Genomic DNA, 24,494 nt, shown 5'->3' with positions numbered 1-24,494 from the left:
ACTTGGTTCTAGAATCTAGCGTGTCTTCCTGGCGGGCAAGGCGGATCATGCGTTGTAAAATACCGGGCTCTTGTGCCCCTGACAGGGCATGACGGCCGTTAAACAGAAAACATGGTACGCCACTCACACCTAGCTGATGGGCAAGGCGGCTTTCCTGAACAACAAATTCGTAGTCCATGTCACTGTGAAGATAATCTATAATTTCGCTGCGATCAGCCCCGTGGCGAGTGGCAATATCGACCAGTACTTCGGGGTTGCCAATATCGCGACCGTGCAAAAAATAGGCGGCAAAAAGGTCTTCGACCAGTGCATTGCCAACATCCGGGCGTTCGGCGCACATTTTGTAAATCAGGCGATGCGATAATGTTGAATCCGGGGTTACTGCGATTGCATCAAAGTTAAAGTTAATGCCAACGCTGGCACCGGCCGCCGCGATTGACTTATAAACACGGTTGGCACTTTCGATGCCGCCAAATTTGGTGGAAAGATACCATTTACGGTCCACCCCGCCCTGGGGCATATCCGGGTTAAGTAAAAAGGGGCGCCATTCAATGGAAAAACCGCCTAGATCCTCGGTTTGAAGAGCTTTTTCCAAGCGTTTTTTGCCAATATAACACCACGGACAAACCGTATCGACGATGGCTTCAACGCGCAGGGCGGAAAGCTGCATGGTGTCATCTCCCTTGTCCGTGGTTATTGATCTTAACCGTGTAAAAACGACGTACCCGTCGCAATGGTGATTCCCAAATGTTCGGCAACAGTCTGGCCAATATCGGCAAAGGTGTCGCGCGCACCAATGGGCCCGGGGGCAATTGCCGGGCCAAATGCCAGTATCGGCACCACTTCGCGGGTATGGTCATTTCCCCGCCATGACGGGTCGCATCCGTGGTCGGCAGTAATAATTACCAGATCACCGGGTTTCAGGGCGGCACGCAGTTCGGGCAGGCGGGAATCAAATTCTTCTAACGCATTGGCATAGCCAGGCACATCACGCCGATGGCCAAATTCCATGTCAAAATCCACCAGGTTGGTAAAAACCAGGCTGTTATCCGGGGCCAGATCAATTTCTGTCATCATGGCATCAAATAACGCCATGTTTCCTGCGGCTTTAACTTTTTTGCTGATCCCGCGCTGGGCATAGATATCGGCAATTTTACCCACCGAAATCACTTTTCCCCCTGCGTCGCTAAAGACATCAAGCAGGGTGGGGCGGGGTGGTGGCACGGCCAGATCCCGGCGGTTTGCTGTCCGTTTGAAATCTGCCGGGCCTGTACCAACAAACGGGCGGGAAATGACCCGGCCAATGTTATAGGGTTCAACCAAAGTGAAAGCGGTTTCACAAACCTCCATCAAACGGTCCAGACCAAAATGGTCTTCGTGAGCGGCAATTTGAAAAACACTATCAGCGGATGTGTAACAAATCGGCATACCTGTGCGGATATGTTCTTCGCCCAGTTTGGCAATAATGTCGGTCCCCGAGGCATGGCAATTGCCCAAAATACCGGGAATTTTGGTCCGTTTGATCAATTCATCGGTTAGCTCAGCAGGAAAAGTTGGCACTTCGTTAGGAAAATAACCCCAGTCAAAATCCACGGGAACACCGGCTATCTCCCAATGACCACTTGGAGTATCCTTGCCGCGCGAAATTTCGCGCGCAAAACCGTAAGCTCCGATAATGGCACCGCCATGTTCCAGCCCGGGCGGGATTTGCCCGGTAACATCACGCGCCGCTTCGCCAAGGCCAAGGGCTGTCATGTTTGGCACACGCAGTTTACCTTTGCGAAACCCGGTATCGGCCATGCCTTTTGCACATAATTCGGAAATATGGCCGAGCGTATCCGAACCTACATCGCCAAATTTACTGGCATCCGGAGCCGCCCCGATACCAAAGCTGTCAGCAACAATTAAAATGGCGCGTGCCATGGAAAATCCTTTCCTGGTATTCTCATCGTCCATATATGTACAAAACACATATGGTTGCGTCACAGATAGGTATCAGGTTTAATAGTTGCCAGCATTTGCCGGTTGCCGGTCGCTATTTACACCGCAAACTGCCAAAAGATCGTTTAAAACACTGCTTGCCCCAAAACGGAACGTCGCTGGTGTTGCCCAATCCGGCCCCATAATATGGTCGGCAATGGCCAGATACAAACCTGCGTCCTTCGCTGTTCTGACACCTCCCGATGCTTTGAACCCGCATTCCAGGCCTTGCTCTGCTTTTGCATCACGAATGGCGGTGATCATGGCAACAGCGGCTTGGGGTGTCGCCCCGGTCGGAACTTTCCCGGTTGAGGTTTTAATGAAATTGGCTCCATTTGAAATTGCCAGACGGGCGGCGTCATAAATTGTTTGCGCGTCAGGGAATTCGCCGCTTTCAAGAATAACTTTTAACGTCATGAACGGCCCACAGGCCTGGCGGGTGGCGACAATTACTTCGGCGGCACTATCAATATTCCCGGCCAAAAAGGAACGATAGGGCAAAACAACATCAATTTCATCGGCACCTGCGGCAACGGCATTGGCGGTTTCGTCCGCAACACGCTGCGCATTTTGCCCGCCTTCAGGGAAATTAACCACAGTTGCGGTTTTTATCCCGCTTTGGCCCAATGCTTTCCACCAAGTTTCAACAAATGGCGCGTAAACACAGACTGCTGCCGTATTGCCTGCCGGGGTTTGCGCCTTGGCACATAGTGCTTCGATGGTTTCGTTCGTATCATCATCATTTAGGCTGGTCAGATCCAGAACCGAAATGGCGCGCTTTGCCGTTGCTTCGTTTACCAAAACTCGTTTTTGCGATTCTTCAATCGTTTCCGATATTTTTTTGATGTCGAACATTATGATTGCCCTTTGATATGCCGTAAACAGGCAGGGTCCGAACAACCGCCCGGACCCTGCAAACAGGATATTCTAGCTATCGCTTCAGCCCGCAGCCGTCAACGCGCGGTTAACAGATTGCCGGTTTTCCCGGGCAATACTTTTGGTCCTGCGACCGAGCATAACAGGCCGCCAGGCACTACCAACCGCCCGCCGACACGCGCATACATGAAACCGTCGGTGCGGCTGCTAAATGGTGTTTTGTCACCTGTTTCGGTATCCAGCACATATCCCAGTTCCTGGCCGGCCTTTACCATACCGCCCGGTTCTACTGAAAATACGATCATACCGCCATGGGTTGCCGTTACACGGTCCACACCTGCCAGGGGGGTTGCATCGCATTTGGCAACCGGCAGCGGGCCGGGATCACCGGCAATGACGCCACGGCGTTGCAGAAAGCAAAACAGGTTAGCTGCGTCTTCGGCAGCATAATGGTCATACACATCCTGTTCGCCGCGCAATTCAATGGTGGTTGCCAAAGTTGCCATGGGAATGGGGAATTGTTCGCCATATTCACGGCGCATCACGACCCATGGCAGGCTGAAAGCTTCATCAAACGGATTATCACCGGATTCTTCTGCGATCAGGCAGGCCCCGGCACCAAGCTGTGCATTCAAATCGGCAGCATCGGGCCAACTGGAATCACTGGTATAAAGATGCATGGCGGCTTCCCAGTCGCAATGCAGGTCCATGACCAGGTCCGCATCAATTGCCAGTTCGGCCAACGTAAAACGCAGATCCTGCAAATCAGTCATAGGACCAGACGACGCACGACGTTCCTTGATCAGGCGGCGCAATTCAGCACGGATAACGGCAACATTGGCACCGGGGTCTTGCCCCAGCTTACCTTTTACCGCGACAATCAGTTCGTCGCACAAATCGGGGTAATGGCGGTTAAAGTTTTGTCCGGTTCGCATGTCAAACCGGCCCAATGGCTTCATATCCACATATTGGGTAAAGCCGATGGGGTTGGCAAACGGTACAACCACTATTTCACCAGTAATCTCGCCCTTGGCTTCGGCATCGGCGAGCAATTTTTCAAGGTGATGTAGTACCAGGACACCGGGCAATTCATCGGCGTGCAGGGCCGCCTGAAAATAGGCTTTGGGGCCTTTGCCCACAGTACCATAGGTACGAACGGTCAGGGCACGGCTGGTACCCATTTGGGGACGAAGAAGTTCAATGCGCTGGTGCTGCATTTCATACCTTTTGGTTATGGGGTCGGTCGTTGGTGGCGCCGACATGTTAAAATATACAGATATCAGATATGGGATCAGTCGCGCCGGACACCGGACAAGAACCCATCAACGGCTGACTTAAGTAATATACCCTGCTGATTTAACTCGCCAGAAACACGTGTAACTTCACGTGATGCCATGTCTGATTCCTCCGATGCGCGTGCCACACCGTCTATGGATGCGATCACTGATTGCGTTCCGTGTGCCGCCGACGTCGCGCTTTGCGATATTTCGGCTGTGGCGCTGCCCTGTTGTTCGATCGATGCCGAAATACTGCCGGTCAGAATGCTTAATTCGCCAATCGTGCGGGTTATGGTTTCAATGGCCTTAACGGCTTCTGCCGTTTCAACCTGAACCTCGCCAATCTGTTTGCTGATTTCCTCGGTTGCTTTGGCAGTTTGCGATGACAGGTTTTTAACCTCACCGGCTACCACAGCAAACCCCTTGCCAGCATCCCCCGCACGGGCTGCTTCAATCGTTGCATTTAACGCCAGCAAATTTGTTTGCTCGGCTATGCCGCTAATCATGGCAACAATTTCGCCGATTTTGCTTACTGACTGATCAAGGTCAAGAATTTTGGCGTTTGCAGCTTCTGCCTCGGTTACGGCGGCCTGTGATTTACCCAGTGCGGTTGACGAGCTTCGGCCAATTTCATCAATTGATGACGAAAGTTCGGTTGTGGCTGTGGAAACAGTCGTTACATCATTGGCGGCATTTTGCGAATGACCCAGGGCATCCGTGCCGAGCGAGCGGGTTTTTTCAGCGGCAGACATCATAGACTGGCCAGCATGGTCCAGATGGCCCATTGATGCGTTTAATGTGGTCAGGATATTGGTAATTTCACTTTCGAATTTTTCGGTAAGCGATTGAAGGCGCTGGCTATGTTCAAGTTGTTCGGCCTTTTTTTCTTCTTCCTTATACCGCATGTTCCGGCGTTCCTGGATGTTGCGTTTAAACACGGCCAGGGCACGGGCAAATTCGCCAATTTCGTCGGTTCGTTCAGTCGAGGGAATTTCAGCCGAGAGGTCATCATCCGCCAACCGGACCATGGTAGCGCGGACGTCATCAAGCTGACGGATCACCCGATGGACAATAAATTGCCCGACAAGACCAATCACCACCAGAATGGCAATGGCACGCAGGATCATTGAATTACGTAAATCAGCGACAGGGGCCATGATTTCGCTTACCCGTGCTTCGGCTATCATGGCCCATGTGGACCCGCCATATTCAATGGGTTGATAGGCCGCAACTTTTTCAATGTTGTTTTCATCGCGATAGGTCATGACGCCGGTTGCGCCGCCAAGGGCCGCGCCAACGGGGGCCGTATCATGGGAAACAGTCAAGACAGCCTGGCTGGCATCACGGACGTCATCCATCTGCCGGTCAACAGTGCGAAGCAAACGGTCCGGCCCGACCAGATAAATCGATCCGGTATTGCCAAGACCGGCGGGATCGGCTGTTACATCATTAATTTCGGAAACCGGTTCCTCGACCACCAGATACCCGCGCACATCACCCTTATCGGCGATAATCGGCGATACAATGAACCGCGAAATCAAGCCCGGGACATTGCGCAGAAAATCACCATAGGTGACCGGTGTATTGGCCGGATCAGCCATGACACCTTTTAACAACCCTGACAAACCAGGATACGGAAAGTCGGTATCGTTAATATTACGGCCAAATTCATCGCGCTTATTGACGGTGTAAATAACATCGCCGGTTAACGATACCAGCATCAGGGACCGATATTGACGTTCGGTTGCTATGCCGCGCAAATCAACATGAAAACGATTATGATAGCGGGTATAGGGGGTGCGTTCTTCCGGCTTGGTCAGTTCAGCGCGTTGATCCGCTGGGTTTGGGTTTTCATCAATGAACAACCGTCGCAGGTTCGCAACCCGACTGTCACCTTCCAATGCCCATCCTGACGCAAAACTGTCGTTGGCTTCCTTGATTTGCAGGCTGTTTGCAAGCCTTTCAACTGATTGGTTTTCAACACGGAACAACCGGTTCAGGGTTGATGTGCGGGCATCGAGCAACGCGGTGAGCTTGTCGGCCGAAAGGCTGCGGATATCGTTGGATGCCAGCCAGTAGTCAGCAGCCCCAAGAACCAGAATGGATATCAGCGAACTAATCGCAACAAGCAAAGGCAGCTTAACAGCCAGTCGCATGTTTTTACGCGGGCGTGCAGACGCTCCAGCGACGGATGAACGGGTCATGATCGTCGGAAACCTTTAAAATGCGACCGGTGGGTAAGGCACCGGTCGCCGTCGATGTGGAAACAGGTTTGTGTCAGGCCTGAACGCCAGTTTCGACGTTCGGTTTTTTGTCGGCCTGGCGAAATTCATTACGGCGAAGGTATTTTTCCACGCCTTTGAAACCAAATGTCAGCACGTAAACAATGATCAGGTAAATAACGCCAGCGGAAATAAATGCCTCATAGGGCAGGGCGGTACGGGCAACAATTTTACGTGCTGCACCGGTCAGTTCCATCATCGTTACGGTTGATGCCAGCGATGTTGCCTTAAGTGTGAAAATGACATCGTTGGTGTAGGCAGGCCAAATAATTTGCCACATACGTGGAAAAATGATCCGGCGATAGGTGGTTGTCGGTGTCATACCGCAGGCACGGGCTGCTTCAACCTCGCCGCTCGGCACGTTATTGATACCGCCCCGCATGATTTCAGCAACATATGCCGCTGTATTAAGAATAAAGGTTAACAGGCAATACCAGTACGGATCACGGAGATATTCCCACGTCCAGCTATCCTGAATGCCATCAATATTGGCAATCAGCTGGCCCACGCCGTAATACATCATAAATAGCTGTGCGATAAGCGGCGTACCACGAAACAGATAAATGAAACCGAATGGGACGGCCTGCACCCACAGTTTTTTTGACGTCCGGGCGATTGCCAGGGGAACGGCAAGCAAGCTTCCAAAAATGACAGCAATGACCAGCAATTGCAGTGTCAGCAGTAACCCGTCAAATAACCAGCCGTGGTATTTGCCCAGAACATAAATCAGATCTTCAAACATGACTATGCCCTCGCAATGCCGCGGGAAGCCCGCTTTTCAAGACGGTTAAACGCGATAAGCGAGACCGTGGTGAATGCCAGAAACATTAACATGGCAACCAGATAGAAGGTAAACGGTGCCTTTTCCGTCCCGGCACCAACAGCGGCCTTGCGTAAAATTTCTTCAACACCCACGACTGAAATCAGGGCAGTATCCTTGATCAGAACCTGAAACAGATTGTTGAGGCCCGGCAAGGCAAAGCGCCAAAGCTGGGGCAATTTGATACGATGGAAAATTTGTACCGGTGTCATCCCGGTGGCAATGGCAGCCTCAATCTGGCCTTTGGGAATGGCCAGCATGGCTGCGCGAAACACTTCGGATGCAAAAGCCCCCTGAACCAGGGCAAGGGCGGCAACACCGGACCAGAGCGCCGGAATATCAACACGGGTTTCAGCTCCGCTGATCATTTCGGCAATGTTTTGAACCGCAATGGTGCCCCCAAAATAGATAAGTAAAATAACCAGAAGTTCGGGAATACCACGGATAATAACCGTATAACTTTCCCCAATGACGCGCAGGGCTTTAAAACGCGACAGTTTTGCCGATGCCCCCAGCAGGCCAATAATAATCATAAAGGGCAGCACGGTTAGGCATAGTTGAATGGTGACAAGTCCACCATCAAGCATTTGCCAGCCGCGGCCATATAAATCAAACATGATCTCTCCCGCATGCCTTGATGTCGGTTATAGCGGCCCGACAATAAGGGAAGGGCGACACCATGGTGTCGCCCTCTGTTTCCTAACCGATTACCGCGGATGCAGGTTGATGGTTTCGAAATATTTCTTGTTCAGCTTTTCATAAGAACCGTTGGCCAGCATTTCAGCCAGCGCTTTGTTAAACAGTTCCTTCAGGTCCTGGTCTTCTTTACGCAGACCAATACCTGCACCTTCGCCAAACCATTCTACCGGGGCAAAAGTATCTGAAACGAAGCTATAACCTTTGCCCGCATCGGAATCGACCCATTCAAGCAGAACACCCGAATCAGCCAGGGTCGCATCAATACGGCCTGCTGTCAGATCAAGCAATGCGTTGTCCTGGGTGTCATACATGCGGATTTCAGCATTCGGGAAGTTATCTTCAAGGAAGTTCGCATGGGTGGTCGAGCGCTGAACGCCGATGACCATGCCATCAAGCGCATCTTCGACAACCTTGCCGTCTTTGTAGGCTTCGATTTTCATGCCGTCTTTGCCAACAAAAACTGCAGGCGTGGTGCAGTAATAGTTGCTGAAATCGATCGAACGTTTACGTTCGTCCGTGATCGACATCTGAGCGATGATGGCATCATATTTTTTTGCCAGCAGGCCCGGAATGATCCCGTCCCAGTCCTGTGCAACGATTTCACATTCAACGCCGGCCGTTTTGCAAAGCTCTTTGGTGAAATCGACATCAAAACCCTGCAATTTTCCGTCTTTGTCGACAAAGTTAAACGGAGGATAGGCGCCTTCAGTTGCAACAACAACTTTTTCCCAGGCTGCACTGGCGACAGATGCGCTAAATGCAATACCGACAGCTGCAACCGCAGCAGCCTTGATCCAGTTCTTCATTCATAGTCTCCCTTGTTGTAACGGGAAGGCAGCTTGTGCTGCATCCTCCCTTTCCGGCCCGCCACCGCTAACCGGAACCTCCTTGATCAGTAATCGCGCTGAAGAAATTGTTTCATGCGTTCTGATTTTGGATTTTCGAAAACCTCTTTCGGGTTTCCGGATTCTTCGACAAGCCCCTGATGCAGGAACATCACCTTATTGGATACCCCTTTGGCAAAGCCCATTTCGTGGGTCACCACCAGCATGGTCCGGCCTTCTTCGGCCAGATCGGTCATGACCTTCAAGACTTCACCGACAAGTTCCGGGTCCAGTGCCGATGTCGGTTCGTCAAACAGCATGACTTCGGGCTCGATCGCCAGTGCACGCGCAATGGCAGCACGTTGTTGCTGGCCGCCCGATATATGACCGGGGTAATAATCCCGGCGTTCATACATGCCAACCTTGTGCAGCAGGGCGTCTGCGCGCTCGATTGCCTGTTTTTTGGGAACGCCCAGCACATGTACAGGTGCTTCGATAACGTTCTCGAGAATTGTCAAATGGCTCCATAGATTAAAGCTCTGGAACACCATCGCCAGCTTGGTACGGATACGTTGCAGCTGCTTTTTATCGCCCGGTTCCTGGCTGCCGTCGGCCAGACCACGCATTTTAATCAGTTCGCCATGTACGTAAACGTGACCGGAATTCGGCGTTTCAAGAAGGTTGATGCAACGCAGGAAGGTACTTTTACCAGACCCGGAAGAACCGATGATCGAAATCACGTCACCGGTATTGGCAGTCAGATCAATGCCTTTAAGCACCTCATGATCACCAAAGCTTTTATGCATCCCTTCGACTTTAAGGGCGGGTGTTGCTGTGCTCATAACGTAAAAAAGAGCCCCCTGTTTATATTTTCCGTCTTGTTGTGACGTTTGAAAAGGGGAGCCAGGTAGCATTGCCACCGGAAAATGATTCCCCCGAATATCATCTTGCCTGCCAATAATGGCGCGTGATGCCCCCGTATTTCTACTGATTTTTTACATATCTATGAAGAAAATGATGTAACCCGCACGATATGCCGCCTGGCTTTGCTGGTTTTGGCAAAAATTCTGCGGATATAAGGGATTTTACGCAACAAACTGTCTGGTCATATTTAATGCAAAAAGAATCGCTGATCAAAATGCGATCACTTTTACCGCCGAAAGATTCGGGAACCAAGACAGGGTTTTATATAATGATTTGGCGGGGAGTGTGGCGGAGAGACAGGGATTTGTTAAGGGCGGGCGTTGATCTGTGTTTCATTTAAAAACAAATGCTTACAAGTGGTTCATGGTTCCCTGTATTTCCGAATGTATCCCGTTTTGTATCTCGTTTTGTATCCCAAGAATCGACATTTGACGCCCTCCCAAAATAAAACAGCGGGGTCAATGCCCCGCTGCGAATTTCAAAAGCCTGTTTCGTTTGTTATTGGTGTTTTCAAGTTCGGTGATTTCACGGTCTAGGCGATCAAAAATCGGTTCGTACTGATCGCCATGTAGCAGGATGATTTGAGCGGCGATAGTTCGGGCTTTGATCAATCGTTCAAGGCTGATATTTCCATTGGCTGGTGGGGGAATCGGTCGCTGGATATGGAAATCCCAATTATCCTTGGTCATGCCGCCTTTTCCTCGCGCGCCCATACAGCACTGGTCACAATCATGCTGGCTTCGAGCGGTCGCAGGCCAAGACAGCGGTTGATCGCATTGGTCAGACGTTTTGCGTGGTGTTTGGTCAGGCGCGGGGAAATCAGGGCGCTTTGGTCGCGGATTGCTCCGGTTACATCGCAGGCGGATGCAATGTTGATCCAGCCGGTATCAGGATTGCGCTGAACGGTGAATGCCAGCCTGTGTGCATAGCAATCCTGTATCTGGTGGGCGGCCTTGAGTTCCTCGGGGAAGGCGTCGTCTGACAGTTTTTTAAGTGCGGTTTTGGCAATGTCCGCAATGCGTTTGATATGCATCGGTAAGATCGTGTCGGGGCGTGACTGGATCTGATGTAACCATTCGCGATCGATGTAGCTGATCGCGCGCGCGGCCATGCAATCCGCATGGTTCTGATTCAGGCTTGCCATCTTGTACGACGTTACAAGCCATGGCAGTGTTTTCGGTTCGTCGCCGACATATTCGCATTCAATGGCGAACGCATCCAAAAGGTCGTGCATATAGGCATTGGCATCGATGTTCATTGCCTGTTCGATGATGTTTGGATAATTGCGCATCGTGGCCTGGTCCTGAATGTCCTGATAGGCCAGTTCGGCATCGGTAAAGATGTTGGCGGTGCAAAGCCCGCATTTTGACGTGTTGGTCATGGTTTCGCCTTTTGGGTGCTGTTCACGTTGCGAAGGATGGCGGGCGGCGTGGGGGATGCACGCCAGCGGGGGAGCGGGTGCCCGCCATCCTGCGGAACGAGGCGGCCTAAGCCGCGTCATCCTGATTGGTTGCGCGCTTGCAAATCTGGCGCAAAAGCGTTTCCTGATCCGGGCTGTTAGCAAACATTTTGCTATGCGTTGCATGGTCGCGAAGGGCCTTGCGAAGGGCGACTGCACCATTGATTTCAATGGTCAACAGCATTTCATCGCCGCGCATGTTTTCGGTGTCGATGGTCATGCTACGGCTCCCCTGTCGGCAAGGCGCGGAAGATACATTTGAAAATGCTGCATGAGGGTATATCCAGCATTGGCTGGAGGGCTGTTTTTGATCTTTTTTGCTGGCACGGAAATATTCTGTGGGTTGTGCACTAGATAGGTCATTAAATCGCGGCTTTCGATCAAAAGCGCGGTGTGGTCGGCCTGCTTAACCAGTTTCGCTATCTTGTCCGGGGCCGGGTAGGTCAATCCCGCTGCAGCGTGGATTGCAATGTCAAAGCCTTCCTGAATGGCTTTGATGCTGTTCCATGCGTCGGGGTTGATTTCCCTGATCACTTGTTTGAACGGCAATGACAGATCGTTGATATATGCTTCGTGGGCGTCGTGGATCAGTGCGTAGGGCACGGCTTTAGGGGTTTCTTTAACCAGAAGCGCAACAAGCACACTGTGTTCGGCTACTGAATAGAAACGCCTTGTGTGGCCGGTAAAACGGCAAATATTTGCCAGTGCATGGCAGATATCATGCCAGCGAATGTCGCAAGCTGACGGGGCAATCAGTTCGACATGTCGCCCGGATTGGGTTTGAATGGTGGTTGCAATAGGGGGCATTGGGATAATCCTTGTTTTTGCTGGGGCGGTGCCCGGCCGTGTAGACCGGGCAGGGCTGTTTATTCGTGCCGACCGTAGAAAACAGGCAGTTCGGTTTTTTCGCGGACCTTTTCGGCGGCTTCGCGAAAGGCGTGGTCCAGTACGATTTCACTGCGATGGAGCATGAATTTCCATTTCAACATCGGCCCGGATTTTTTGAACCGCAGGCGTACCGGGATCAGATAGCTGGGGCCGCCCTTGAAAACCGGGATGTTGATCACGAACAGGTCAGGCACTTTCAACTGTCCGCCTGCGCTGTCCTTGTGTTCGGTGCTGAATGTCAGGGACATTTCACCAGTTGCCAGGCGCTGGGTGCTTTCCAGCTTTTCTTCGGTGCGGATTTCAAGGCCGCGTGACAATTCCATCAGGCTTGACGGGCCGCAAATGCGCGATTGCAGCGATGCGATCAGGTTGGCCAGGTGTTTTTCAAAGTCGGTCAATTCCGGTTTTTGGCCGATTTCCGGGGGTGCCGCGACTTCGGTAATGTGATCTTCAAGAAATTCGGCAAAATCGCTTTGGTCCAGCAAGTCGTCGTTTTTGCCGTGCCACGCCTTCCATTCATCGGAAAGCGGAAAGCGGTAATGTGCCTTGTGGCCCATAAAACGGGCGTGGCTGTCATCACCGGTTTGCGGGTCGTGATAATCAAACACCGATGTGATTTTAAGGTCGCCGGCGGTGCCGGCTTCGTTAACGGCGAATACCGCGCTGAAAGGCGATTTGAACCGGTTGGTAATGTCAATAAAGCTGTCCAGGTCCAGCATCGCGCTATCGCCGGTGCGCCGTTCAGGGTGGGGGCGGAATTCATCGATCAGTTTTTTAAGTGATTGGATGGTGCGGCCTTCCGGCATGACGATGGCAGGCGCCAGCGTTCCGTTATGCTGGATGTCGATACATGCGTGATCGCTGTATTGGCGTACCAGGTCGTGCGCGGCGTCAATTTCCGTGCGTGTTGGGGTGTCGGTATCCATTTTTACGGTCTTTCCTGTTTTGGTTGGGGGTGTTGGCCGGGGTTAAACGGCACGGGTTTCGGCGGCGTTTACGTCGCTGAACATGTCGCGCTGGCGGGGGTTTTGACGACAAAGCTGGTTTTTGCCATCGCTCCACATGATCGATTGCGATCGCGGCGATTTGGGCAGGGTGATGTCGTTACTGGCGGTGATTTGTATGACGCCGCCTTTAAGCTTGACGTCAATTTTCAGTTTCAGGCTCGCAGACGGGCTGCCGCCAAAAGACAGAACATGGTTGTTAAGGGTTTCAACAATTTCGCCGATCTGTTTGGTTAAATCGGCATTCAGACCGCCATCTTCGAGGGTCGAAACAAGCTGACTGAAATTGTTAATTTCACCGTTATTTTGCTGGGCCATTGGCTGGGTTCCGGTTGGTTTGTGTGGTGGGTGTTTCACGCCGCACCCGGTGCGGGTGGCGGTGTAAAAATCGAATGGGTGTGAAGGTCGCGCCGTGTGATCCAGCCGGCCTCCTTGCCGTTATCCGGCTTGACCAGAATTTGTCCGTTGGGCAGGGCGACAATCACCTGTCCATCGCAAAGCTTGTGGTCGCGGTAAAACATCACGCTGGACCCTGCGGCGGGCAGGCAGGCCGCCGGGATGGTTTTGCGGATCGGGATAAGCCGCGGCTGCGGGTTTGTTGCGCGCACCGGGAAGGTGAAAACATCTGCACTCATGCGGATTTCCTTTCTTCGGGCTGGGAATGTTCGGCGATATAGGCAAGGGCGCTGGCGAGGGCATCGACAAGGCTTTGCGCATCGGCACGTTCAACCGTGATGCGGGTTTCGCCGTAAAGGATGCTGATGGAATAGGTGCCGGGCATTGCGTGATTGACCCGAACCACCGGGACGCAATCGACATTGGTGGTAATGATGCCAGCCATCACGCACCTCCCTTGCCATCGCGGCCATTGGTGCGCGAACCGACGGTGCGGGAAATGCGGGTTGGGACGCGGCTTGCACGCGCCCGGATCAGACTATCGCCCGGCGACATGATGCTGTAGGCCGCCATAAGCAGCGCAAGCAGCAACATCATTGCCTGCCAGCCCGGAAAATGCGGGTGCCCGAAATCGGCAATCAGGTGGCCAGCGCCGCGATCCATCGCGATAGCAGGTGCGTTTTGGAATGAAAGAGACATTTGGCGTGTTTCCTTGAATCTGGACGCAGTTGTACCGTTGTCGCTGCGTCACTGTTCGGTCATGAGCTAAAGTGTCAGTCTGTGTGGAATGCTGGCTTTATAAGCGTTGCCAGCCGTGTAAGGCCCTTGGCCGTAATCCGAACCTGTTCGGTAATCTTTTCCGACCCGTCGGACCGCCAAACCATCGTTGTCTTGTGTTCAAGCAGGCCGGATGTGGTTTTGGACTGATAGCCCAGCCAGTGCGCCGTGCCAGGCCGTTTGTAGGTCCAGCCATTTTGCGCCAGCCAGTCAAACAAATCCTTGGGGCGCAGTTGTAATGCCTTTGCGGCGTCGGAAATGCACATCGAGCCATCGGCCTGGGCAATGCGCTCAAAGCTGTCAAGTTTTGGCTGCGCCTGTTCCAGCCTGCTTTCAAGTTCCAACACCTTTCCGGTGTAGGTTAAAAGCAGACCACGCAGCGCGTTCGGGTCATTAAGGTGATGATGGTCGTTTGCCGCCGGGGCGGGGGTGCCTTGCATCCTGTTGCGAACAACGGTGTTGCACCACATATGGAATTCCGGCGACAGGTACTTGGCATAAGCAAGACCGATCTGCCAGTGGGCGAGGGTGCTGCCGTTGCGGCCTTTGGTTGAAAATAAAAGGTCCGATATTCCGACCTTTTGAAGATCGGCAACAAATTCGATGAATTCCATCGATGACGGAAGATCCAGCCATTTGGCTGGTTTGCGGGCTTGGTCCGCACCTGCTGCCCGCCACATGTCTGTCAGGTTAAGTTTGTCGTTATCAATGCGAATTGTGTTGCCGCTGTAAAGCAGTGTTGCTTTGGTATTGTCGTTGAAGGCTTGCAGGGGCGTCGGCATTGTCATGTTCTCCTACTCAAGCCAGCACGCGCGCTAAAGCTTGCGCGAGTTCTAGAATTTCTGGGGAGGGGGAGCCTTCTGGGTGGTTCTCTATCGGCGTCGCGTGTTGGGCCTGTCGCGCCCAAACGGGTTTGTGAGCCTCCATATAGCCTGCGTGAATGTCGCAGGCCGAAACCTGACCATTCGTTGCTTTGTTAATTAGGTGAATGATCTTGGGCGAACCAACCGTTTGCCCGCAGCAAATGCGTGATATTTGTGAATCGGTTGTGCCGATCAAAACAGCAAAATCGCGCTGTTTGATATTATTTGCCTTGAGCCAGCTTTTTAACTGCATGAGTTTCTCCTTTTCGGGAATTTAACTCACACTATCTCCAAATTGGTGGATGTCAATGCAAAAAATCACCAAAACAGTTTTTTGGTGTAACTGTTTTGGTGTTAAAGCTTTCTGGCGTACCAGACAATCCGACCAATGATATTCACTTCATCGATCGTTCGTTCATACACAGAATGATGCGTATTGTCGGAAACGATGCGGACGGTTGCCGGTTCGGAATTGGGGATCATTTCGACGCGTTTTACAACAACACCAAAACCATCCCATAGGGCAAAAACGCCGGGCGGGCTTGGTTGTTTGTCTGCTGTGTTTACAATAACCCGATCGCCGCTTCGTAGGGTGGGTTCCATGCTGTCGCCCTGGACTTCAATGACTCTTGCGTCTCTTGGAACAACGCGTAGTTCCGTAATCAGGTATCTTTTGGGGATCAGCCATTCTGCCTTGATCGCATCTGTAAGGTTGTGGCCGCCGTTGCTGTTCGGTTTGAAGGCCGCCATCGGTTCAGCTCCGCCCCCCATACCAGCTCGGATATCGATCTCGGGTATAGAAGGTGAATGTTTATCGTAAGTTAGTGAGTTTTTTTCTTCTGCTTCTGCTCTTTTTTTTGCTTCGGCTTCTTCTTGTTCAAGCTCTGCAAGGGCTTCACCAAATGGGCGGATCAGCCGTTCAACCGGGATAGAACCGGGTGGCATTTCCTGGTATATCGCACTTGGTGTCGTGTTTAATGCCTCGGCTATTTTGATCAGCCAATTAACAGTCAACCTGCGTTGCCCCAGCTCCAACCGGCTGATCTGCTGGTTGGTAGTGCCAAGTTTTCGGGCGAGTTCAGATTGCGACATTCCTGCCGCTTCTCGAACTTCTTTTATGCGGTTTGCGTGTTTCATGTGCCAATTTTCTCTATATTGGTGGGGAAGTCTATCGCTAATTTGGTGATTTTTGGTGTTGACGTTCCACCAAAATGGATATAACGTTCTTGCATCATGAAGTTAGCTCACTGGATTCAGCAGAACTGCGGCGGAAGTCGGAAAGAGTTTGCAAAGATGATTGAGTCATCATCGCAAGCTATTTACCGCTATGAGGATGGCGCTCGCGTCCCGGCCCCGAAGGTGATGCATAAAATTGTTGCTGTGACCGGCGGTGAAGTAACGCCCAACGATTTTTTTGATTTTAGTCGCGAAGAGAGCGAGGCGGCTTAAGCTGCCCGTCCGCGCCTCTCGTCCAGCCAGCCCGCATCAAGGTTTTTTCACCTTCGATCCTGTCTCTTGGATCGTTGCTATTGAGAAGTGCTTCGACGGCTTCCTTAAAATCTTGGCTCTCCTCTTTGAGGGCCTCTAACCGGCGTTGTTTTTCATCCATCGTTTTTGCTCCGTTGCTGCGTAGTCAGTATGACTCTGACCTGCGAGTGCAGCAACTCCCATTGTCCGGGAGTTTGATAGCCATGCCTTATATTCGGCCTGAAAATAGCTTCGCTAGCGCCACCACATCGGCGATTAACGCCGTGGGTGGCGATGTGCTGGCATCTGTTTGCGGTGTTTTCTATTCCCGCCTGCGCCAGTGCGCCAATCCGATGCGGTCTGATGTGATCAGCCTGCAAGCCGCGCTTGATGCCGATATCGCGGCGGCGCGGGCGGGGGCAGGCTGCCCGTATTTCGAGGTTTACGCCGCCTGCCTGCATGATGCCGGGGCGATTACCGGGCTTGCCAATGAACGGGCTGGCTTGCGCGCCATGATCAAATCCATTGCCGCCCTTTTGCGTGAATGTGCAGACCGCATGACGGCGGCAATCGAGCCGAAACCACGGTTGTGCGGGGTGGCGGCGTGATGGCTTATCTGTCAGACCGTCGCCGTATTGAATTGGCCTTACCTGCTGAAATGCTTGATCCAGTGGTGCGGGTATTGTTGGCGCGCGGCAAAAATGCCGACGATGACAAGTGCCTTGACCGTGTGAAGGAAGCCATTCAGGAGCCCTTTGAAGGGGTAGAGCCTGCCAAGCGTGCCAAACTCCAAAGGCGTGTCACGGCTTTGCGTGTCGAACTTTTGGCCCCTTATGAAGGGCGTCCGGTTGTGTTGACGTTCCAAATGCTGATCATTTGGCTTCGCGACATGATCGAAGATGGCGCGCTTGATCTGGTCGAGGGCTCCGCCTTTGCCCTTGCGACCGATGATCTGATTGCCCGTGTGATTCAGCACGAAGATTTGGTTCTTAAAACCCAAAAATCCGCGATCAAGAACGCCCGCAAGCTGCGGCGCATCCTTGAAGTGCGCGGTTATTATCCGGGGCGCGGATTGCCCCAGGTTAGGGCGGCATGAAACATTGTCTGCGCATCCCGGATCATGTACTGGCCGATATCTATGCCCGCACTGATCTGGTTGACCTGGTTGAACGCTCTGGCGTCAAGCTGGTCAAATCTGGCCGAGAATATGCCGGCTTGTGTCCGTTTCATTCCGAACGCACACCATCCTTTACCGTCCGGCCCGACAAGGGTTTTACGCACTGTTTCGGTTGCGGCGCGCACAAGGATGCGATTGGCTATTACACCACCGTTTATGGTGTGTCGTTTATCGAGGGCGTGCGCGATCTGGCTTATCAGGCCGGGGTTGACATTACGGAATATGTCGGGCGCGCGGAAAAACCCGCCAGCCCGCCAAAACCCACCATTGCCAGCAAGCAGACCGAACAGGACCGTACCAGCGAAACCGATAAAAAGCGCAAGCGCGGTTATAAAATCTGGCAGGCGGGTGAGGGGCTGGCCGGGTCGGTGGGCGAACGGTATTTGGCTGAAAAGCGCGGCATTAACCCCGAATTGTTCCTCAATAATGGCGTGCATCGCCTTCACCCGGATTTGGGTTATTGGGCGGTGTTAATGGGGCAGAAAAAGCCGGAACTGATCTGGTCTGGCCCGGCGTTGCTTTCCGTCATGCGCTATATCGATGGCCGTTTTGCTGCCTGCCATGTGACCTGGATCGACCTTGATGCGCCCAAGGGCCGCAAGGTGATTGATGACCCGGATCGGGGCGATAAAAAGCTGAATACCAAGCGCGTCTATGGGGACCCGAACAAAGCCGCCATGCGCCTGTCAAAACCGGCTTTCACGATGGTCACGGGCGAGGGGCTGGAAACCACCTATTCGGCTATGCAGGCGTCCGGCCATGCCGGGTGGTGCAGCTATTCACTTGATAACCTGGTGGGTGATGCCCTGATGGATGCCAAAGGCGACCGGCACCCGCTGAATGGCCGCCTGCGCCTGCCGTGCGTGGTGCCCGACATGTCGCGCCCGGGCATGATTTTGCCCCCGGAATGCCGCGAACAAATCCTGCTGGGCGATGGTGATACCAAAGACATGCACATGCTGCGCGCCAAACTGGAACGCGGCGCGCGCCGCGCCAATCAGTCCGGCATTGTGGGGCGTGTTTCCATGTCGCCGGTTGGGACGGATTTTAATTCGTTTTTGATGGGGGTAGCGTGATGGATAACCTTTATTTCATCGAGGGCCCTGCTGTAATCAGCTTTAGCGGCGGGCGGTCATCGGCTTATATGCTGAACGAGATCATTCAGGCGCATGGCGGAGCCCTGCCGGATGAAGCGAAAGTAATTTTTTGCAATACCGGCCTTGAACATCATGAAACACTGGATTTCGTTCAGGAATGCGCCAGCCGATGGGGCGTCCACATCACCTGGTTGGAATGGCGCGACAAGGCGATATTTGGCACTGCATTCGATGTTGTTTCCCATAACAGTGCAAGTCGAAATGGTGAGCCATTTCGGGCGCTGGTTCGCAAACGACGGTATTTGCCGAACCCGGTAACGCGACTTTGCACCGCAGAATTAAAAGTAAAAACCATCGAACGTTATTGCAAGCAGGTTCTTGGGTTGAAGGAATGGAATTCGGTGGTGGGTCTTCGCGCCGATGAGCGTCATCGGGTATCGAACGCGCTCCGCCGAAACGAAACCAGCAAAGACGCATGGGAAACGGTTCTACCGATGGCAGAGGCAGGGATAACAAAACGGGATGTTTCATCTTTTTGGCAGTATCAACCGTTCGATCTTGGCTTGCCAAATATCAACGGATCAACGCCACATGGAAATTGCCGCCTTTGCTTTATGAAGGGGCAAAGAACCATCATGGCGATCATGCGACTAGACCCGAATAGCGCTGATTGGTGGATCGATACTGAAAAGGAAGCCGGAGCAACATTCCGTTCGGATCGCCTTTCCTATGCCGATATGAAACAGCTTTCACAAGATCAGGGAGACTTCGGCTTTGAAGCTGATGAAGGTCTGCCCTGCATGTGTACGGATTAAGGTGGCTGCGATGTCTGATTGCACAAAGAAAGCCAGCATCGGGGCGGCATTTGTTGGCGGGAAGTCTGCCAAGGGCGGTTCCGCCGAACGGCACAAGGATGATTTTTACCCGACGGAAATTGAAGTTTTCGAGGGGATTTTTCGCCGCTTTCCGCATTTGCACGGGCGCAAGATTTGGGACCCGTGTTGTGGTAATGGTGTTACCGATCGCGTGATGCAATCACATGGCTGTCAGGTGATTGCCACTGATCTTGTTTATCGCGGTTATGGCACCGGCGGGGTTAATTTCCTGTCGGAATACCGGCCCCGCGCCGATACCGCCATCACCAATCCGCCCTTTGCCAATAATTTCCCGGCCCTGTTTGTTGAACATGCCATGCGCCTGCATTTGGCGGAATTCTGGCTGTTGCTGAAATCCACCTGGCAGCATGCGGGCAGCCGCTTGCCCTTGCGGCGGCGTCATACCCCAAAATGGAAAATCGAACTGGCCTGGCGGCCTGATTTCAATGGCAAGAAAAACCCGGTGATGGAATGCGCGTGGTTTGGCTGGTCGCGTGACTGGACCCAGCCATACACGATGCTGGATGTGATCGAAAAACCCCGGATGGACACGGTGGATATGTTTGCACCATCGGTGGATCGCTTTGCCGGGGGGGCTGTTTCTGGCGATAAGCCAGCCCCCGTTCCGCAAGGGGTGTTGTTATGATGGCACGCAAGAAAAACCCGCAACCTTTATTGCGGGTTGCGGGCTTATGGGCCGGGCCTTGCGGTGCTTTACAGGGCGCGCCGGGCCGCGTTCTCCAAAAAGCCGGAAATGCCGCCTTTGCCGTATTTGGTCTCAATCTGATCAATCAGGTTGGCGTCAATGGTCAGGTTCATGCGGCGTTTTTTGCCTGGTACGGTCACAGTTATCGGGATGCGCGATACTTCGCTGCATTCCGGTTCCGGGTTGGCGGGCAGGTTTTCAAAGCTGGTCGGGGCAGGGATGGTTTCGCCATCCTCGTGCATGCCTTCAATGTGAAAATTAAGGGCTTCGGTGCCCATTTCGACCAGTTCAATCATGGTACTTCCTGCGCTAACGCAACCGGGAAAATCCGGAAAAGAAATTCCGAAATCGCTGTCGGTGTCTTTGTAAACCACAGCCCAATAGGTCTGTTTCATTGTTCTGTTGCTTTTATCTTGTACGGGTTACGCGCCAACGCCCAGACGTACGCCAAGCGCATTCATCACTTTCATGATGGTGGCAAGCTCCGGGTTGCCTTCGGGGCGCAGGGATTTGTAAAGGCTGGCCCGCGATACGCCCGCCGCCCGGGCAATATCGCTCATGCCGCGTGCGCGGGCGACAACGCCAAGGGCATGGGCCACAAGGGCGGGATCGCCTTCGGCAAACACGGCGTCAAGATAGGCGGCAACGTCTTCTTCGGTTTCCAGGTGCGCAGCGGAATCCCACGGCATGGTTTCGGTTTTCATCGTCTTACCTCACAGGTTTTCGGCCAACGCAATCGCGGCCGCAATATCGCGTTGCTGGCTGGATTTGTCGCCCCCGGCCAGCAACACCACCAGCGTGTCACCACGCGGGATAAAATAAATCCGATATCCCGGCCCGTAATCAATTCGTGCTTCGGAAACACCGCTGCCCACCGGCTTGCAATCGCCAAATCCGCCGATCTTCATTCGGTCGATCCGGGCAGCAATGCGCGCACGGGCGCGACGGTCTTTCAGCTTGCTGATCCATTTGTCAAAACGGGATGTCTGGCGAATTTCAATCATGACAAATATGTATCCTTTAAGAAACACGGCGTCAATATTTTTGTCGCTCACGGGATACAGGTGTCAACGCTCTGTGTGCGGCTGGTTACAAACAATGCCGGTTCTTGCACAAAAAACACGCAACCTTTGTCGCGGGTTGCGTGTTTACAGGCCGGAACGGCGTTTCCCGGATTAATGCGTTTAGAATACGATAAACAGGGGATACTGCCACCATCTCACTTTGACGGCATATTCTTCGTACTCATCGCCGGTATAGCCCATGTTTCTAAGTGCCTGATTATGCGAGGCGTTCATGACCGCTTTCAATCCGGCCTGTTCGTTCGCTTCGATATAATAATAGTCCTGGGTAAGGTTTTTTGTGTCTTCGCCAGACTTATGCCGTCGCAACAGGTCGGTATAGTCCCGCGCAAGTTTCCGGTGTTCAAACGAGGCGGCATCAAAGCCGTAAACGATATCAAGGGCTGTCGCGAAGGTCAGAACAAAAGTTCCGACAAGGCCAACCCACGGCGTGATGGCTTGCGTTTGGTTCAGCAAGCCAACAAAAGCGGCACTGCCCCCCATAATGGTGAACAATTTAGTCAATTGGCCAAGTCGGCGAAAACCCCGTGCCATGTGCAGGTTGTACCGCCGCGAAACCTCAATGCTGAAAATCAGTTTATAGCTGTCGTCGTTCTCTATCTGGATGGCGGTTTCGGCGGCCCCGATGGGGGCCGGTTCGGGTTCACTGTTGATCCCGGGTTGGTTGACGGTGGTTTCATCGGTGTTGGTGTCGGTCGGTTTGGTGGGCTGTTCCATCGAGCTATCCTCATAGAAAATTTCTCCTATCAAGCTCTGGTTGTTAGGGGGAAGGCGCAACGGGATGGCCGTCCTGTTGCGCCAACGCTTCACGCTTTCGGTTTTCCCGATTCACTGGATTTTGTTGGCGGATGGTTAGGAGCGCGGTTTTCGCTGACAACCCGGTTATTTTGGGCGGGGACTTTTTTTCTTTCGGAGCCGCCGCCTTGGTCATTTGGTGGAGCCCTGTCGATTGGCGGGCGGGGATTGTCTGGCTGTCTCGGATTACCCATCGTGCTTGATCCTCTGAAAGTCATGGTTGTGAATGCTGCGCGCTTGTCAGTTGAGACGGTGCAAAGAGTAACAACACTGCAAATCAACAATCGCCCTGGTTTCATTTTGAGCCTTTTTGATTGTAAAGGGCAATCAGAAAAACCGCTTTGCGTGTGTTTTTGCGGTTTATCGCACCGCCTGATTTTCCCGGTTTTGTTCTTTCCCTTCCATCTTTCCCCGGAGATAGAGCCATGAAACGTGCCTTAAATGTAAGCAACGATAATTCTGTTCTGCCCGTCGTATTCGAGAAGGGTGGTGCGATTAAAACCAATAGCCGTGATGTGGCGGCTTATTTTGGCAAGCTGCATAAAAACGTATTGCGTGACATTGGCGAACTGGAATGTAGCGACGATTTTCGTCGGCTCAATTTTGAGCCCACATCGCACGACGTTGAAATGCCTAATGGTGGCAGGCGTACTGAGCGATCCTTCAACATGACGAAGGATGGTTTTACGTTCCTTGCTATGGGGTTCACGGGTAAATCAGCGGCCGGGTTTAAGGAAACCTATATCGCGCAGTTCAACGCGATGGAAAACACATTGCGCGCCATCCCCGAAGAACTGGTTCGTGCGCTTGGCATCGTAAAAACGGTGGTCAAAAAGGTTACGGCCATTGAGCACCGTATGACGCAATGGGAAGCCCGATTAGAGGGCATGCGCCAGGAACAAAGTGCCGCGACGTTGGCGCTGGCTGAACAGGTTGGCAACCTGATGCTTGGCGCGTCCGCCCGCGTTGCTGCTTTGGAGTATGTGTCCGTTCGGGAATTGCTGCTTGAATACAGTGCGGTGCAAAAGGGGCGGTCGGCCTTAAATCGCAAGATTGGTTGCCGGTTGCGCGCGCGCGCCCTGCAATCGCGTCCGCCGGTTGCTGTGCGGCGCTGCCCGCATTCCGGTGTCTGGCTGTTCCCGCGCGATTTTGCCAATGACTATATGCGCCGGTCCGGGTCTTTTCTGGTGCGTGAGCATAATGACAACCAAACCGGGCAGGGGCGGTTGCACCTGATTGTTGGTGGTAAGGCCCAGGCAAAAGGGGCCGGTCGATGATTGAGGGCAATACAGGCTTGATTTTCACAAGTGTCGGGCGTAGCTTGGGCGGTAGCAGCACGAAAAAGGTGCTGTCGGGGGTCGACCAACCCTCACTGTCCGCAAGGCGCTTGACCCGCGCCGCAACGCTTTTTGCCGCGCGGTTTTCTTATGGTCGGGCGTGTGTGTTAGCCCTTTGGGCTAGCTGCTTTCCTTGTGGGGCGGTTCTTGGTCGAGCATGCACGTCCGGCCACCAGAGCCTCGACCAAGGGCCTCGGTGGTTGGTTTTACCAACACACAAGGAGGTCCCCATGCCTGATCATGGTCAAGGGCGGAATCCGTCTACACTTCCCCAAGATTTAACAGATACCCAGCCCGCACCCGGTTCGTCCGATGCGGTTGGCCATATGGTAGAACGCCGCGCGCAAGCCATTGCCGCGATGCTGGTTCCCTATATTCGCGATTACATGATGCGCGATGGTTCGCTTTCATTTCCCCCTGATATTGGCCTGATTATCGCCCGTTACCAGACATTCGGGCTGGATTGTTTCGGGCCGGATGACCCTGCTTTTCAACGCCGCGCCTGTTCGATCAGTGCGGCCTACACGCTGGTGGATGCGGCATCCAAATTGCGTGCCGTTGCCGATGAATTAAACCCGGACGTGATGTTGACCGAAGAGGGCAACGACTGGGCGCGAGAACAGGTTGTTGCGGCCCTGACGGGCATTCTTTCCATCGAAATTGATGCGGGGCTTTTATGAAACACCCCGTTGTTCTGCCGTGCGATGTCAAGGGCTGCGAGAAGGCTGGCAGCCATATCATGGTTGGTCATGGCCGTTGGTGTGGCCAGCACATACCCCCCGAATTTTACCGCAACAAACGTATTGCCGAGGGCACGGAAGCCCCCGACGGACCGATTGGCGATATTCCCGCCGATCAACGCAAACCAAAACAGGGAAGGTTGTTTTGA

Annotated in this window: 36 protein-coding genes; 10 read left to right on the top strand and 26 right to left on the bottom strand. The window is 53.1% G+C overall.

The features are described from left to right. The 21 genes from THS27_RS21405 to THS27_RS21305 all read right to left on the bottom strand — a co-directional run. On the bottom strand, positions 1 to 670 hold a 670-nt coding region (locus THS27_RS21405), incomplete at its 3' end, for a DsbA family oxidoreductase (RefSeq protein WP_085594310.1). A gap of 32 nt (positions 671 to 702) precedes the next feature. Then, positions 703 to 1,923 (bottom strand): phosphopentomutase, encoded by a 1,221-nt coding sequence (locus THS27_RS21400; RefSeq protein WP_085594308.1) that lies wholly within the window; start codon positions 1,921 to 1,923, stop codon positions 703 to 705. Positions 1,924 to 2,001: 78 nt separating this feature from the next. Then, positions 2,002 to 2,835, bottom strand: coding sequence for a deoxyribose-phosphate aldolase (gene deoC / locus THS27_RS21395; protein ID WP_085594306.1), 834 nt, complete (start codon positions 2,833 to 2,835; stop codon positions 2,002 to 2,004). Between the two features lie 98 nt (positions 2,836 to 2,933). Then, positions 2,934 to 4,073, bottom strand: a complete 1,140-nt coding sequence (locus THS27_RS21390) for a succinylglutamate desuccinylase/aspartoacylase family protein (RefSeq protein WP_085594304.1) — start codon at positions 4,071 to 4,073, stop codon at positions 2,934 to 2,936. Between the two features lie 74 nt (positions 4,074 to 4,147). Beyond that, a complete protein-coding gene (locus THS27_RS21385; protein ID WP_085594302.1) occupies positions 4,148 to 6,337 on the bottom strand; it encodes a methyl-accepting chemotaxis protein in 2,190 nt (729 codons plus the stop codon). A 73-nt stretch (positions 6,338 to 6,410) separates the two neighbouring features. Continuing rightward, positions 6,411 to 7,157, bottom strand: coding sequence for an ABC transporter permease (locus THS27_RS21380; RefSeq protein ID WP_085594300.1), 747 nt, complete (start codon positions 7,155 to 7,157; stop codon positions 6,411 to 6,413). Between the two features lie 2 nt (positions 7,158 to 7,159). After that, complete coding sequence (locus tag THS27_RS21375; RefSeq protein ID WP_085594298.1) at positions 7,160 to 7,852, bottom strand: ABC transporter permease; 693 nt, start codon at positions 7,850 to 7,852, stop codon at positions 7,160 to 7,162. A 90-nt stretch (positions 7,853 to 7,942) separates the two neighbouring features. Next, positions 7,943 to 8,740 carry a lysine/arginine/ornithine ABC transporter substrate-binding protein gene (locus THS27_RS21370; RefSeq protein ID WP_085594296.1) on the bottom strand — a complete coding sequence of 266 codons (798 nt, stop codon included), beginning with the start codon at positions 8,738 to 8,740 and terminating at the stop codon, positions 7,943 to 7,945. Positions 8,741 to 8,826: 86 nt separating this feature from the next. Further along, positions 8,827 to 9,600 (bottom strand): ABC transporter ATP-binding protein, encoded by a 774-nt coding sequence (locus THS27_RS21365; protein ID WP_085594294.1) that lies wholly within the window; start codon positions 9,598 to 9,600, stop codon positions 8,827 to 8,829. 540 nt (positions 9,601 to 10,140) lie between these two features. Beyond that, positions 10,141 to 10,371 (bottom strand): hypothetical protein, encoded by a 231-nt coding sequence (locus tag THS27_RS21360; RefSeq protein ID WP_085594292.1) that lies wholly within the window; start codon positions 10,369 to 10,371, stop codon positions 10,141 to 10,143. Continuing rightward, positions 10,368 to 11,063, bottom strand: coding sequence for a hypothetical protein (locus THS27_RS21355; RefSeq protein ID WP_085594291.1), 696 nt, complete (start codon positions 11,061 to 11,063; stop codon positions 10,368 to 10,370). The genes THS27_RS21360 and THS27_RS21355 overlap by 4 nt, the downstream gene beginning before the upstream one ends. A 106-nt stretch (positions 11,064 to 11,169) precedes the next feature. Then, complete coding sequence (locus THS27_RS21350; RefSeq protein ID WP_085594289.1) at positions 11,170 to 11,361, bottom strand: hypothetical protein; 192 nt, start codon at positions 11,359 to 11,361, stop codon at positions 11,170 to 11,172. After that, positions 11,358 to 11,783: a hypothetical protein gene (locus tag THS27_RS21345; protein WP_139835696.1), complete on the bottom strand. Its 426-nt coding sequence runs from the start codon at positions 11,781 to 11,783 to the stop codon at positions 11,358 to 11,360. Before THS27_RS21345 ends, THS27_RS21350 begins: the two co-directional genes overlap by 4 nt. A gap of 224 nt (positions 11,784 to 12,007) precedes the next feature. Beyond that, on the bottom strand, positions 12,008 to 12,955 hold the full coding sequence (locus THS27_RS21340) for a DUF2303 family protein (protein ID WP_085594285.1): 948 nt from the start codon (positions 12,953 to 12,955) through the stop codon (positions 12,008 to 12,010). 42 nt (positions 12,956 to 12,997) lie between these two features. After that, positions 12,998 to 13,351 (bottom strand): hypothetical protein, encoded by a 354-nt coding sequence (locus THS27_RS21335; protein WP_085594284.1) that lies wholly within the window; start codon positions 13,349 to 13,351, stop codon positions 12,998 to 13,000. Between the two features lie 35 nt (positions 13,352 to 13,386). Then, on the bottom strand, positions 13,387 to 13,668 hold the full coding sequence (locus THS27_RS21330) for a hypothetical protein (RefSeq protein ID WP_085594282.1): 282 nt from the start codon (positions 13,666 to 13,668) through the stop codon (positions 13,387 to 13,389). Next, entirely contained in the window at positions 13,665 to 13,874 is a 210-nt protein-coding gene (locus THS27_RS21325; RefSeq protein ID WP_085594280.1) for a hypothetical protein, read from the bottom strand. The genes THS27_RS21330 and THS27_RS21325 overlap by 4 nt, the downstream gene beginning before the upstream one ends. Further along, on the bottom strand, positions 13,874 to 14,128 hold the full coding sequence (locus tag THS27_RS21320; RefSeq protein WP_085594278.1) for a hypothetical protein: 255 nt from the start codon (positions 14,126 to 14,128) through the stop codon (positions 13,874 to 13,876). The genes THS27_RS21325 and THS27_RS21320 overlap by 1 nt, the downstream gene beginning before the upstream one ends. Before the next feature lie 74 nt (positions 14,129 to 14,202). Next, complete coding sequence (locus THS27_RS21315; RefSeq protein WP_168184964.1) at positions 14,203 to 14,988, bottom strand: phage antirepressor KilAC domain-containing protein; 786 nt, start codon at positions 14,986 to 14,988, stop codon at positions 14,203 to 14,205. A gap of 16 nt (positions 14,989 to 15,004) precedes the next feature. Then, entirely contained in the window at positions 15,005 to 15,322 is a 318-nt protein-coding gene (locus tag THS27_RS21310) for a helix-turn-helix transcriptional regulator (RefSeq protein ID WP_085594274.1), read from the bottom strand. 101 nt (positions 15,323 to 15,423) lie between these two features. Continuing rightward, positions 15,424 to 16,206 (bottom strand): XRE family transcriptional regulator, encoded by a 783-nt coding sequence (locus THS27_RS21305; RefSeq protein WP_085594272.1) that lies wholly within the window; start codon positions 16,204 to 16,206, stop codon positions 15,424 to 15,426. 96 nt (positions 16,207 to 16,302) lie between these two features. Here THS27_RS21305 and THS27_RS26730 point away from each other — a divergent pair, with 96 nt between their 5' ends. Next, positions 16,303 to 16,518, top strand: coding sequence for a helix-turn-helix transcriptional regulator (locus THS27_RS26730; RefSeq protein WP_139835695.1), 216 nt, complete (start codon positions 16,303 to 16,305; stop codon positions 16,516 to 16,518). Here the strand turns inward: THS27_RS26730 and THS27_RS21300 are convergent. Next, a complete protein-coding gene (locus THS27_RS21300; protein WP_085594270.1) occupies positions 16,490 to 16,678 on the bottom strand; it encodes a hypothetical protein in 189 nt (62 codons plus the stop codon). The genes THS27_RS26730 and THS27_RS21300 overlap by 29 nt on opposite strands. 82 nt (positions 16,679 to 16,760) lie before the next feature. Here THS27_RS21300 and THS27_RS21295 point away from each other — a divergent pair, with 82 nt between their 5' ends. The 5 genes from THS27_RS21295 to THS27_RS21275 are packed head-to-tail and all read left to right on the top strand — an operon-like array spanning position 16,761 to position 20,331. Further along, a complete protein-coding gene (locus THS27_RS21295; protein WP_085594268.1) occupies positions 16,761 to 17,144 on the top strand; it encodes a hypothetical protein in 384 nt (127 codons plus the stop codon). Continuing rightward, the gene (locus THS27_RS21290) at positions 17,144 to 17,632 is read left to right on the top strand and encodes a hypothetical protein (RefSeq protein WP_085594267.1); all 489 of its coding nucleotides are present in this window, start codon (positions 17,144 to 17,146) and stop codon (positions 17,630 to 17,632) included. Before THS27_RS21295 ends, THS27_RS21290 begins: the two co-directional genes overlap by 1 nt. Beyond that, entirely contained in the window at positions 17,629 to 18,789 is a 1,161-nt protein-coding gene (locus tag THS27_RS21285) for a CHC2 zinc finger domain-containing protein (RefSeq protein ID WP_085594265.1), read from the top strand. Before THS27_RS21290 ends, THS27_RS21285 begins: the two co-directional genes overlap by 4 nt. Further along, positions 18,789 to 19,625, top strand: a complete 837-nt coding sequence (locus tag THS27_RS21280; RefSeq protein WP_085594263.1) for a phosphoadenosine phosphosulfate reductase family protein — start codon at positions 18,789 to 18,791, stop codon at positions 19,623 to 19,625. Before THS27_RS21285 ends, THS27_RS21280 begins: the two co-directional genes overlap by 1 nt. 10 nt (positions 19,626 to 19,635) lie before the next feature. Beyond that, positions 19,636 to 20,331, top strand: a complete 696-nt coding sequence (locus tag THS27_RS21275) for a hypothetical protein (RefSeq protein ID WP_085594261.1) — start codon at positions 19,636 to 19,638, stop codon at positions 20,329 to 20,331. Positions 20,332 to 20,399: 68 nt separating this feature from the next. Here the strand turns inward: THS27_RS21275 and THS27_RS21270 are convergent, their stop codons facing one another. From THS27_RS21270 to THS27_RS21255, 4 genes are all read right to left on the bottom strand, one after another. After that, on the bottom strand, positions 20,400 to 20,786 hold the full coding sequence (locus THS27_RS21270; RefSeq protein ID WP_085594259.1) for a type II toxin-antitoxin system HicB family antitoxin: 387 nt from the start codon (positions 20,784 to 20,786) through the stop codon (positions 20,400 to 20,402). A gap of 27 nt (positions 20,787 to 20,813) precedes the next feature. Further along, the gene (locus tag THS27_RS21265; protein ID WP_085594257.1) at positions 20,814 to 21,095 is read right to left on the bottom strand and encodes an addiction module antidote protein; all 282 of its coding nucleotides are present in this window, start codon (positions 21,093 to 21,095) and stop codon (positions 20,814 to 20,816) included. A 9-nt stretch (positions 21,096 to 21,104) separates the two neighbouring features. Beyond that, positions 21,105 to 21,395: a type II toxin-antitoxin system RelE/ParE family toxin gene (locus THS27_RS21260; RefSeq protein WP_085594255.1), complete on the bottom strand. Its 291-nt coding sequence runs from the start codon at positions 21,393 to 21,395 to the stop codon at positions 21,105 to 21,107. Between the two features lie 180 nt (positions 21,396 to 21,575). Next, on the bottom strand, positions 21,576 to 22,190 hold the full coding sequence (locus THS27_RS21255; RefSeq protein WP_085594253.1) for a hypothetical protein: 615 nt from the start codon (positions 22,188 to 22,190) through the stop codon (positions 21,576 to 21,578). A gap of 273 nt (positions 22,191 to 22,463) precedes the next feature. Between THS27_RS21255 and THS27_RS26725 the strand changes: the two genes are divergently transcribed. The 4 genes from THS27_RS26725 (at position 22,464) to THS27_RS21240 (ending at position 24,494) form a co-directional block, all read left to right on the top strand. Further along, on the top strand, positions 22,464 to 22,697 hold the full coding sequence (locus tag THS27_RS26725) for a hypothetical protein (RefSeq protein ID WP_139835694.1): 234 nt from the start codon (positions 22,464 to 22,466) through the stop codon (positions 22,695 to 22,697). Continuing rightward, positions 22,694 to 23,545 carry a Rha family transcriptional regulator gene (locus THS27_RS21250; RefSeq protein ID WP_085594251.1) on the top strand — a complete coding sequence of 284 codons (852 nt, stop codon included), beginning with the start codon at positions 22,694 to 22,696 and terminating at the stop codon, positions 23,543 to 23,545. Before THS27_RS26725 ends, THS27_RS21250 begins: the two co-directional genes overlap by 4 nt. A gap of 290 nt (positions 23,546 to 23,835) precedes the next feature. Beyond that, positions 23,836 to 24,285 (top strand): hypothetical protein, encoded by a 450-nt coding sequence (locus THS27_RS21245; protein WP_085594249.1) that lies wholly within the window; start codon positions 23,836 to 23,838, stop codon positions 24,283 to 24,285. Beyond that, positions 24,282 to 24,494 (top strand): hypothetical protein, encoded by a 213-nt coding sequence (locus THS27_RS21240; protein WP_085594247.1) that lies wholly within the window; start codon positions 24,282 to 24,284, stop codon positions 24,492 to 24,494. The genes THS27_RS21245 and THS27_RS21240 overlap by 4 nt, the downstream gene beginning before the upstream one ends.

This window comes from Thalassospira sp. MCCC 1A01428 (assembly GCF_002115825.1).
Taxonomy (GTDB): Bacteria; Pseudomonadota; Alphaproteobacteria; order Rhodospirillales; family Thalassospiraceae; genus Thalassospira.
Note: the sequence above shows the minus strand (reverse complement) of the source record. Positions and strands in the feature narration are given on the sequence as shown.

Coding starts and splice junctions, on each gene's coding strand:
- THS27_RS21350 (WP_085594289.1), bottom strand. CDS start 11,361: ATGACCATCGACACCGAAAACATGCGCGGCGATGAAATGCTGTTGACC.
- THS27_RS21320 (WP_085594278.1), bottom strand. CDS start 14,128: ATGTCTCTTTCATTCCAAAACGCACCTGCTATCGCGATGGATCGCGGC.
- THS27_RS21335 (WP_085594284.1), bottom strand. CDS start 13,351: ATGGCCCAGCAAAATAACGGTGAAATTAACAATTTCAGTCAGCTTGTT.
- THS27_RS21265 (WP_085594257.1), bottom strand. CDS start 21,095: ATGAAAACCGAAACCATGCCGTGGGATTCCGCTGCGCACCTGGAAACC.
- THS27_RS21310 (WP_085594274.1), bottom strand. CDS start 15,322: ATGCAGTTAAAAAGCTGGCTCAAGGCAAATAATATCAAACAGCGCGAT.
- THS27_RS21280 (WP_085594263.1), top strand. CDS start 18,789: ATGGATAACCTTTATTTCATCGAGGGCCCTGCTGTAATCAGCTTTAGC.
- THS27_RS21370 (WP_085594296.1), bottom strand. CDS start 8,740: ATGAAGAACTGGATCAAGGCTGCTGCGGTTGCAGCTGTCGGTATTGCA.
- THS27_RS21390 (WP_085594304.1), bottom strand. CDS start 4,073: ATGCAGCACCAGCGCATTGAACTTCTTCGTCCCCAAATGGGTACCAGC.
- THS27_RS21375 (WP_085594298.1), bottom strand. CDS start 7,852: ATGTTTGATTTATATGGCCGCGGCTGGCAAATGCTTGATGGTGGACTT.
- THS27_RS21250 (WP_085594251.1), top strand. CDS start 22,694: ATGAAACGTGCCTTAAATGTAAGCAACGATAATTCTGTTCTGCCCGTC.
- THS27_RS21380 (WP_085594300.1), bottom strand. CDS start 7,157: ATGTTTGAAGATCTGATTTATGTTCTGGGCAAATACCACGGCTGGTTA.
- THS27_RS21360 (WP_085594292.1), bottom strand. CDS start 10,371: ATGACCAAGGATAATTGGGATTTCCATATCCAGCGACCGATTCCCCCA.
- THS27_RS21300 (WP_085594270.1), bottom strand. CDS start 16,678: ATGGATGAAAAACAACGCCGGTTAGAGGCCCTCAAAGAGGAGAGCCAA.
- THS27_RS21295 (WP_085594268.1), top strand. CDS start 16,761: ATGCCTTATATTCGGCCTGAAAATAGCTTCGCTAGCGCCACCACATCG.
- deoC (WP_085594306.1), bottom strand. CDS start 2,835: ATGTTCGACATCAAAAAAATATCGGAAACGATTGAAGAATCGCAAAAA.
- THS27_RS21260 (WP_085594255.1), bottom strand. CDS start 21,395: ATGATTGAAATTCGCCAGACATCCCGTTTTGACAAATGGATCAGCAAG.
- THS27_RS26730 (WP_139835695.1), top strand. CDS start 16,303: ATGAAGTTAGCTCACTGGATTCAGCAGAACTGCGGCGGAAGTCGGAAA.
- THS27_RS21245 (WP_085594249.1), top strand. CDS start 23,836: ATGCCTGATCATGGTCAAGGGCGGAATCCGTCTACACTTCCCCAAGAT.
- THS27_RS21255 (WP_085594253.1), bottom strand. CDS start 22,190: ATGGAACAGCCCACCAAACCGACCGACACCAACACCGATGAAACCACC.
- THS27_RS21315 (WP_168184964.1), bottom strand. CDS start 14,988: ATGCCGACGCCCCTGCAAGCCTTCAACGACAATACCAAAGCAACACTG.
- THS27_RS21290 (WP_085594267.1), top strand. CDS start 17,144: ATGGCTTATCTGTCAGACCGTCGCCGTATTGAATTGGCCTTACCTGCT.
- THS27_RS21285 (WP_085594265.1), top strand. CDS start 17,629: ATGAAACATTGTCTGCGCATCCCGGATCATGTACTGGCCGATATCTAT.
- THS27_RS21275 (WP_085594261.1), top strand. CDS start 19,636: ATGTCTGATTGCACAAAGAAAGCCAGCATCGGGGCGGCATTTGTTGGC.
- THS27_RS21340 (WP_085594285.1), bottom strand. CDS start 12,955: ATGGATACCGACACCCCAACACGCACGGAAATTGACGCCGCGCACGAC.
- THS27_RS21270 (WP_085594259.1), bottom strand. CDS start 20,786: ATGAAACAGACCTATTGGGCTGTGGTTTACAAAGACACCGACAGCGAT.
- THS27_RS21305 (WP_085594272.1), bottom strand. CDS start 16,206: ATGAAACACGCAAACCGCATAAAAGAAGTTCGAGAAGCGGCAGGAATG.
- THS27_RS21330 (WP_085594282.1), bottom strand. CDS start 13,668: ATGAGTGCAGATGTTTTCACCTTCCCGGTGCGCGCAACAAACCCGCAG.
- THS27_RS21365 (WP_085594294.1), bottom strand. CDS start 9,600: ATGAGCACAGCAACACCCGCCCTTAAAGTCGAAGGGATGCATAAAAGC.
- THS27_RS21325 (WP_085594280.1), bottom strand. CDS start 13,874: ATGGCTGGCATCATTACCACCAATGTCGATTGCGTCCCGGTGGTTCGG.
- THS27_RS21240 (WP_085594247.1), top strand. CDS start 24,282: ATGAAACACCCCGTTGTTCTGCCGTGCGATGTCAAGGGCTGCGAGAAG.
- THS27_RS21355 (WP_085594291.1), bottom strand. CDS start 11,063: ATGACCAACACGTCAAAATGCGGGCTTTGCACCGCCAACATCTTTACC.
- THS27_RS21385 (WP_085594302.1), bottom strand. CDS start 6,337: ATGACCCGTTCATCCGTCGCTGGAGCGTCTGCACGCCCGCGTAAAAAC.
- THS27_RS21400 (WP_085594308.1), bottom strand. CDS start 1,923: ATGGCACGCGCCATTTTAATTGTTGCTGACAGCTTTGGTATCGGGGCG.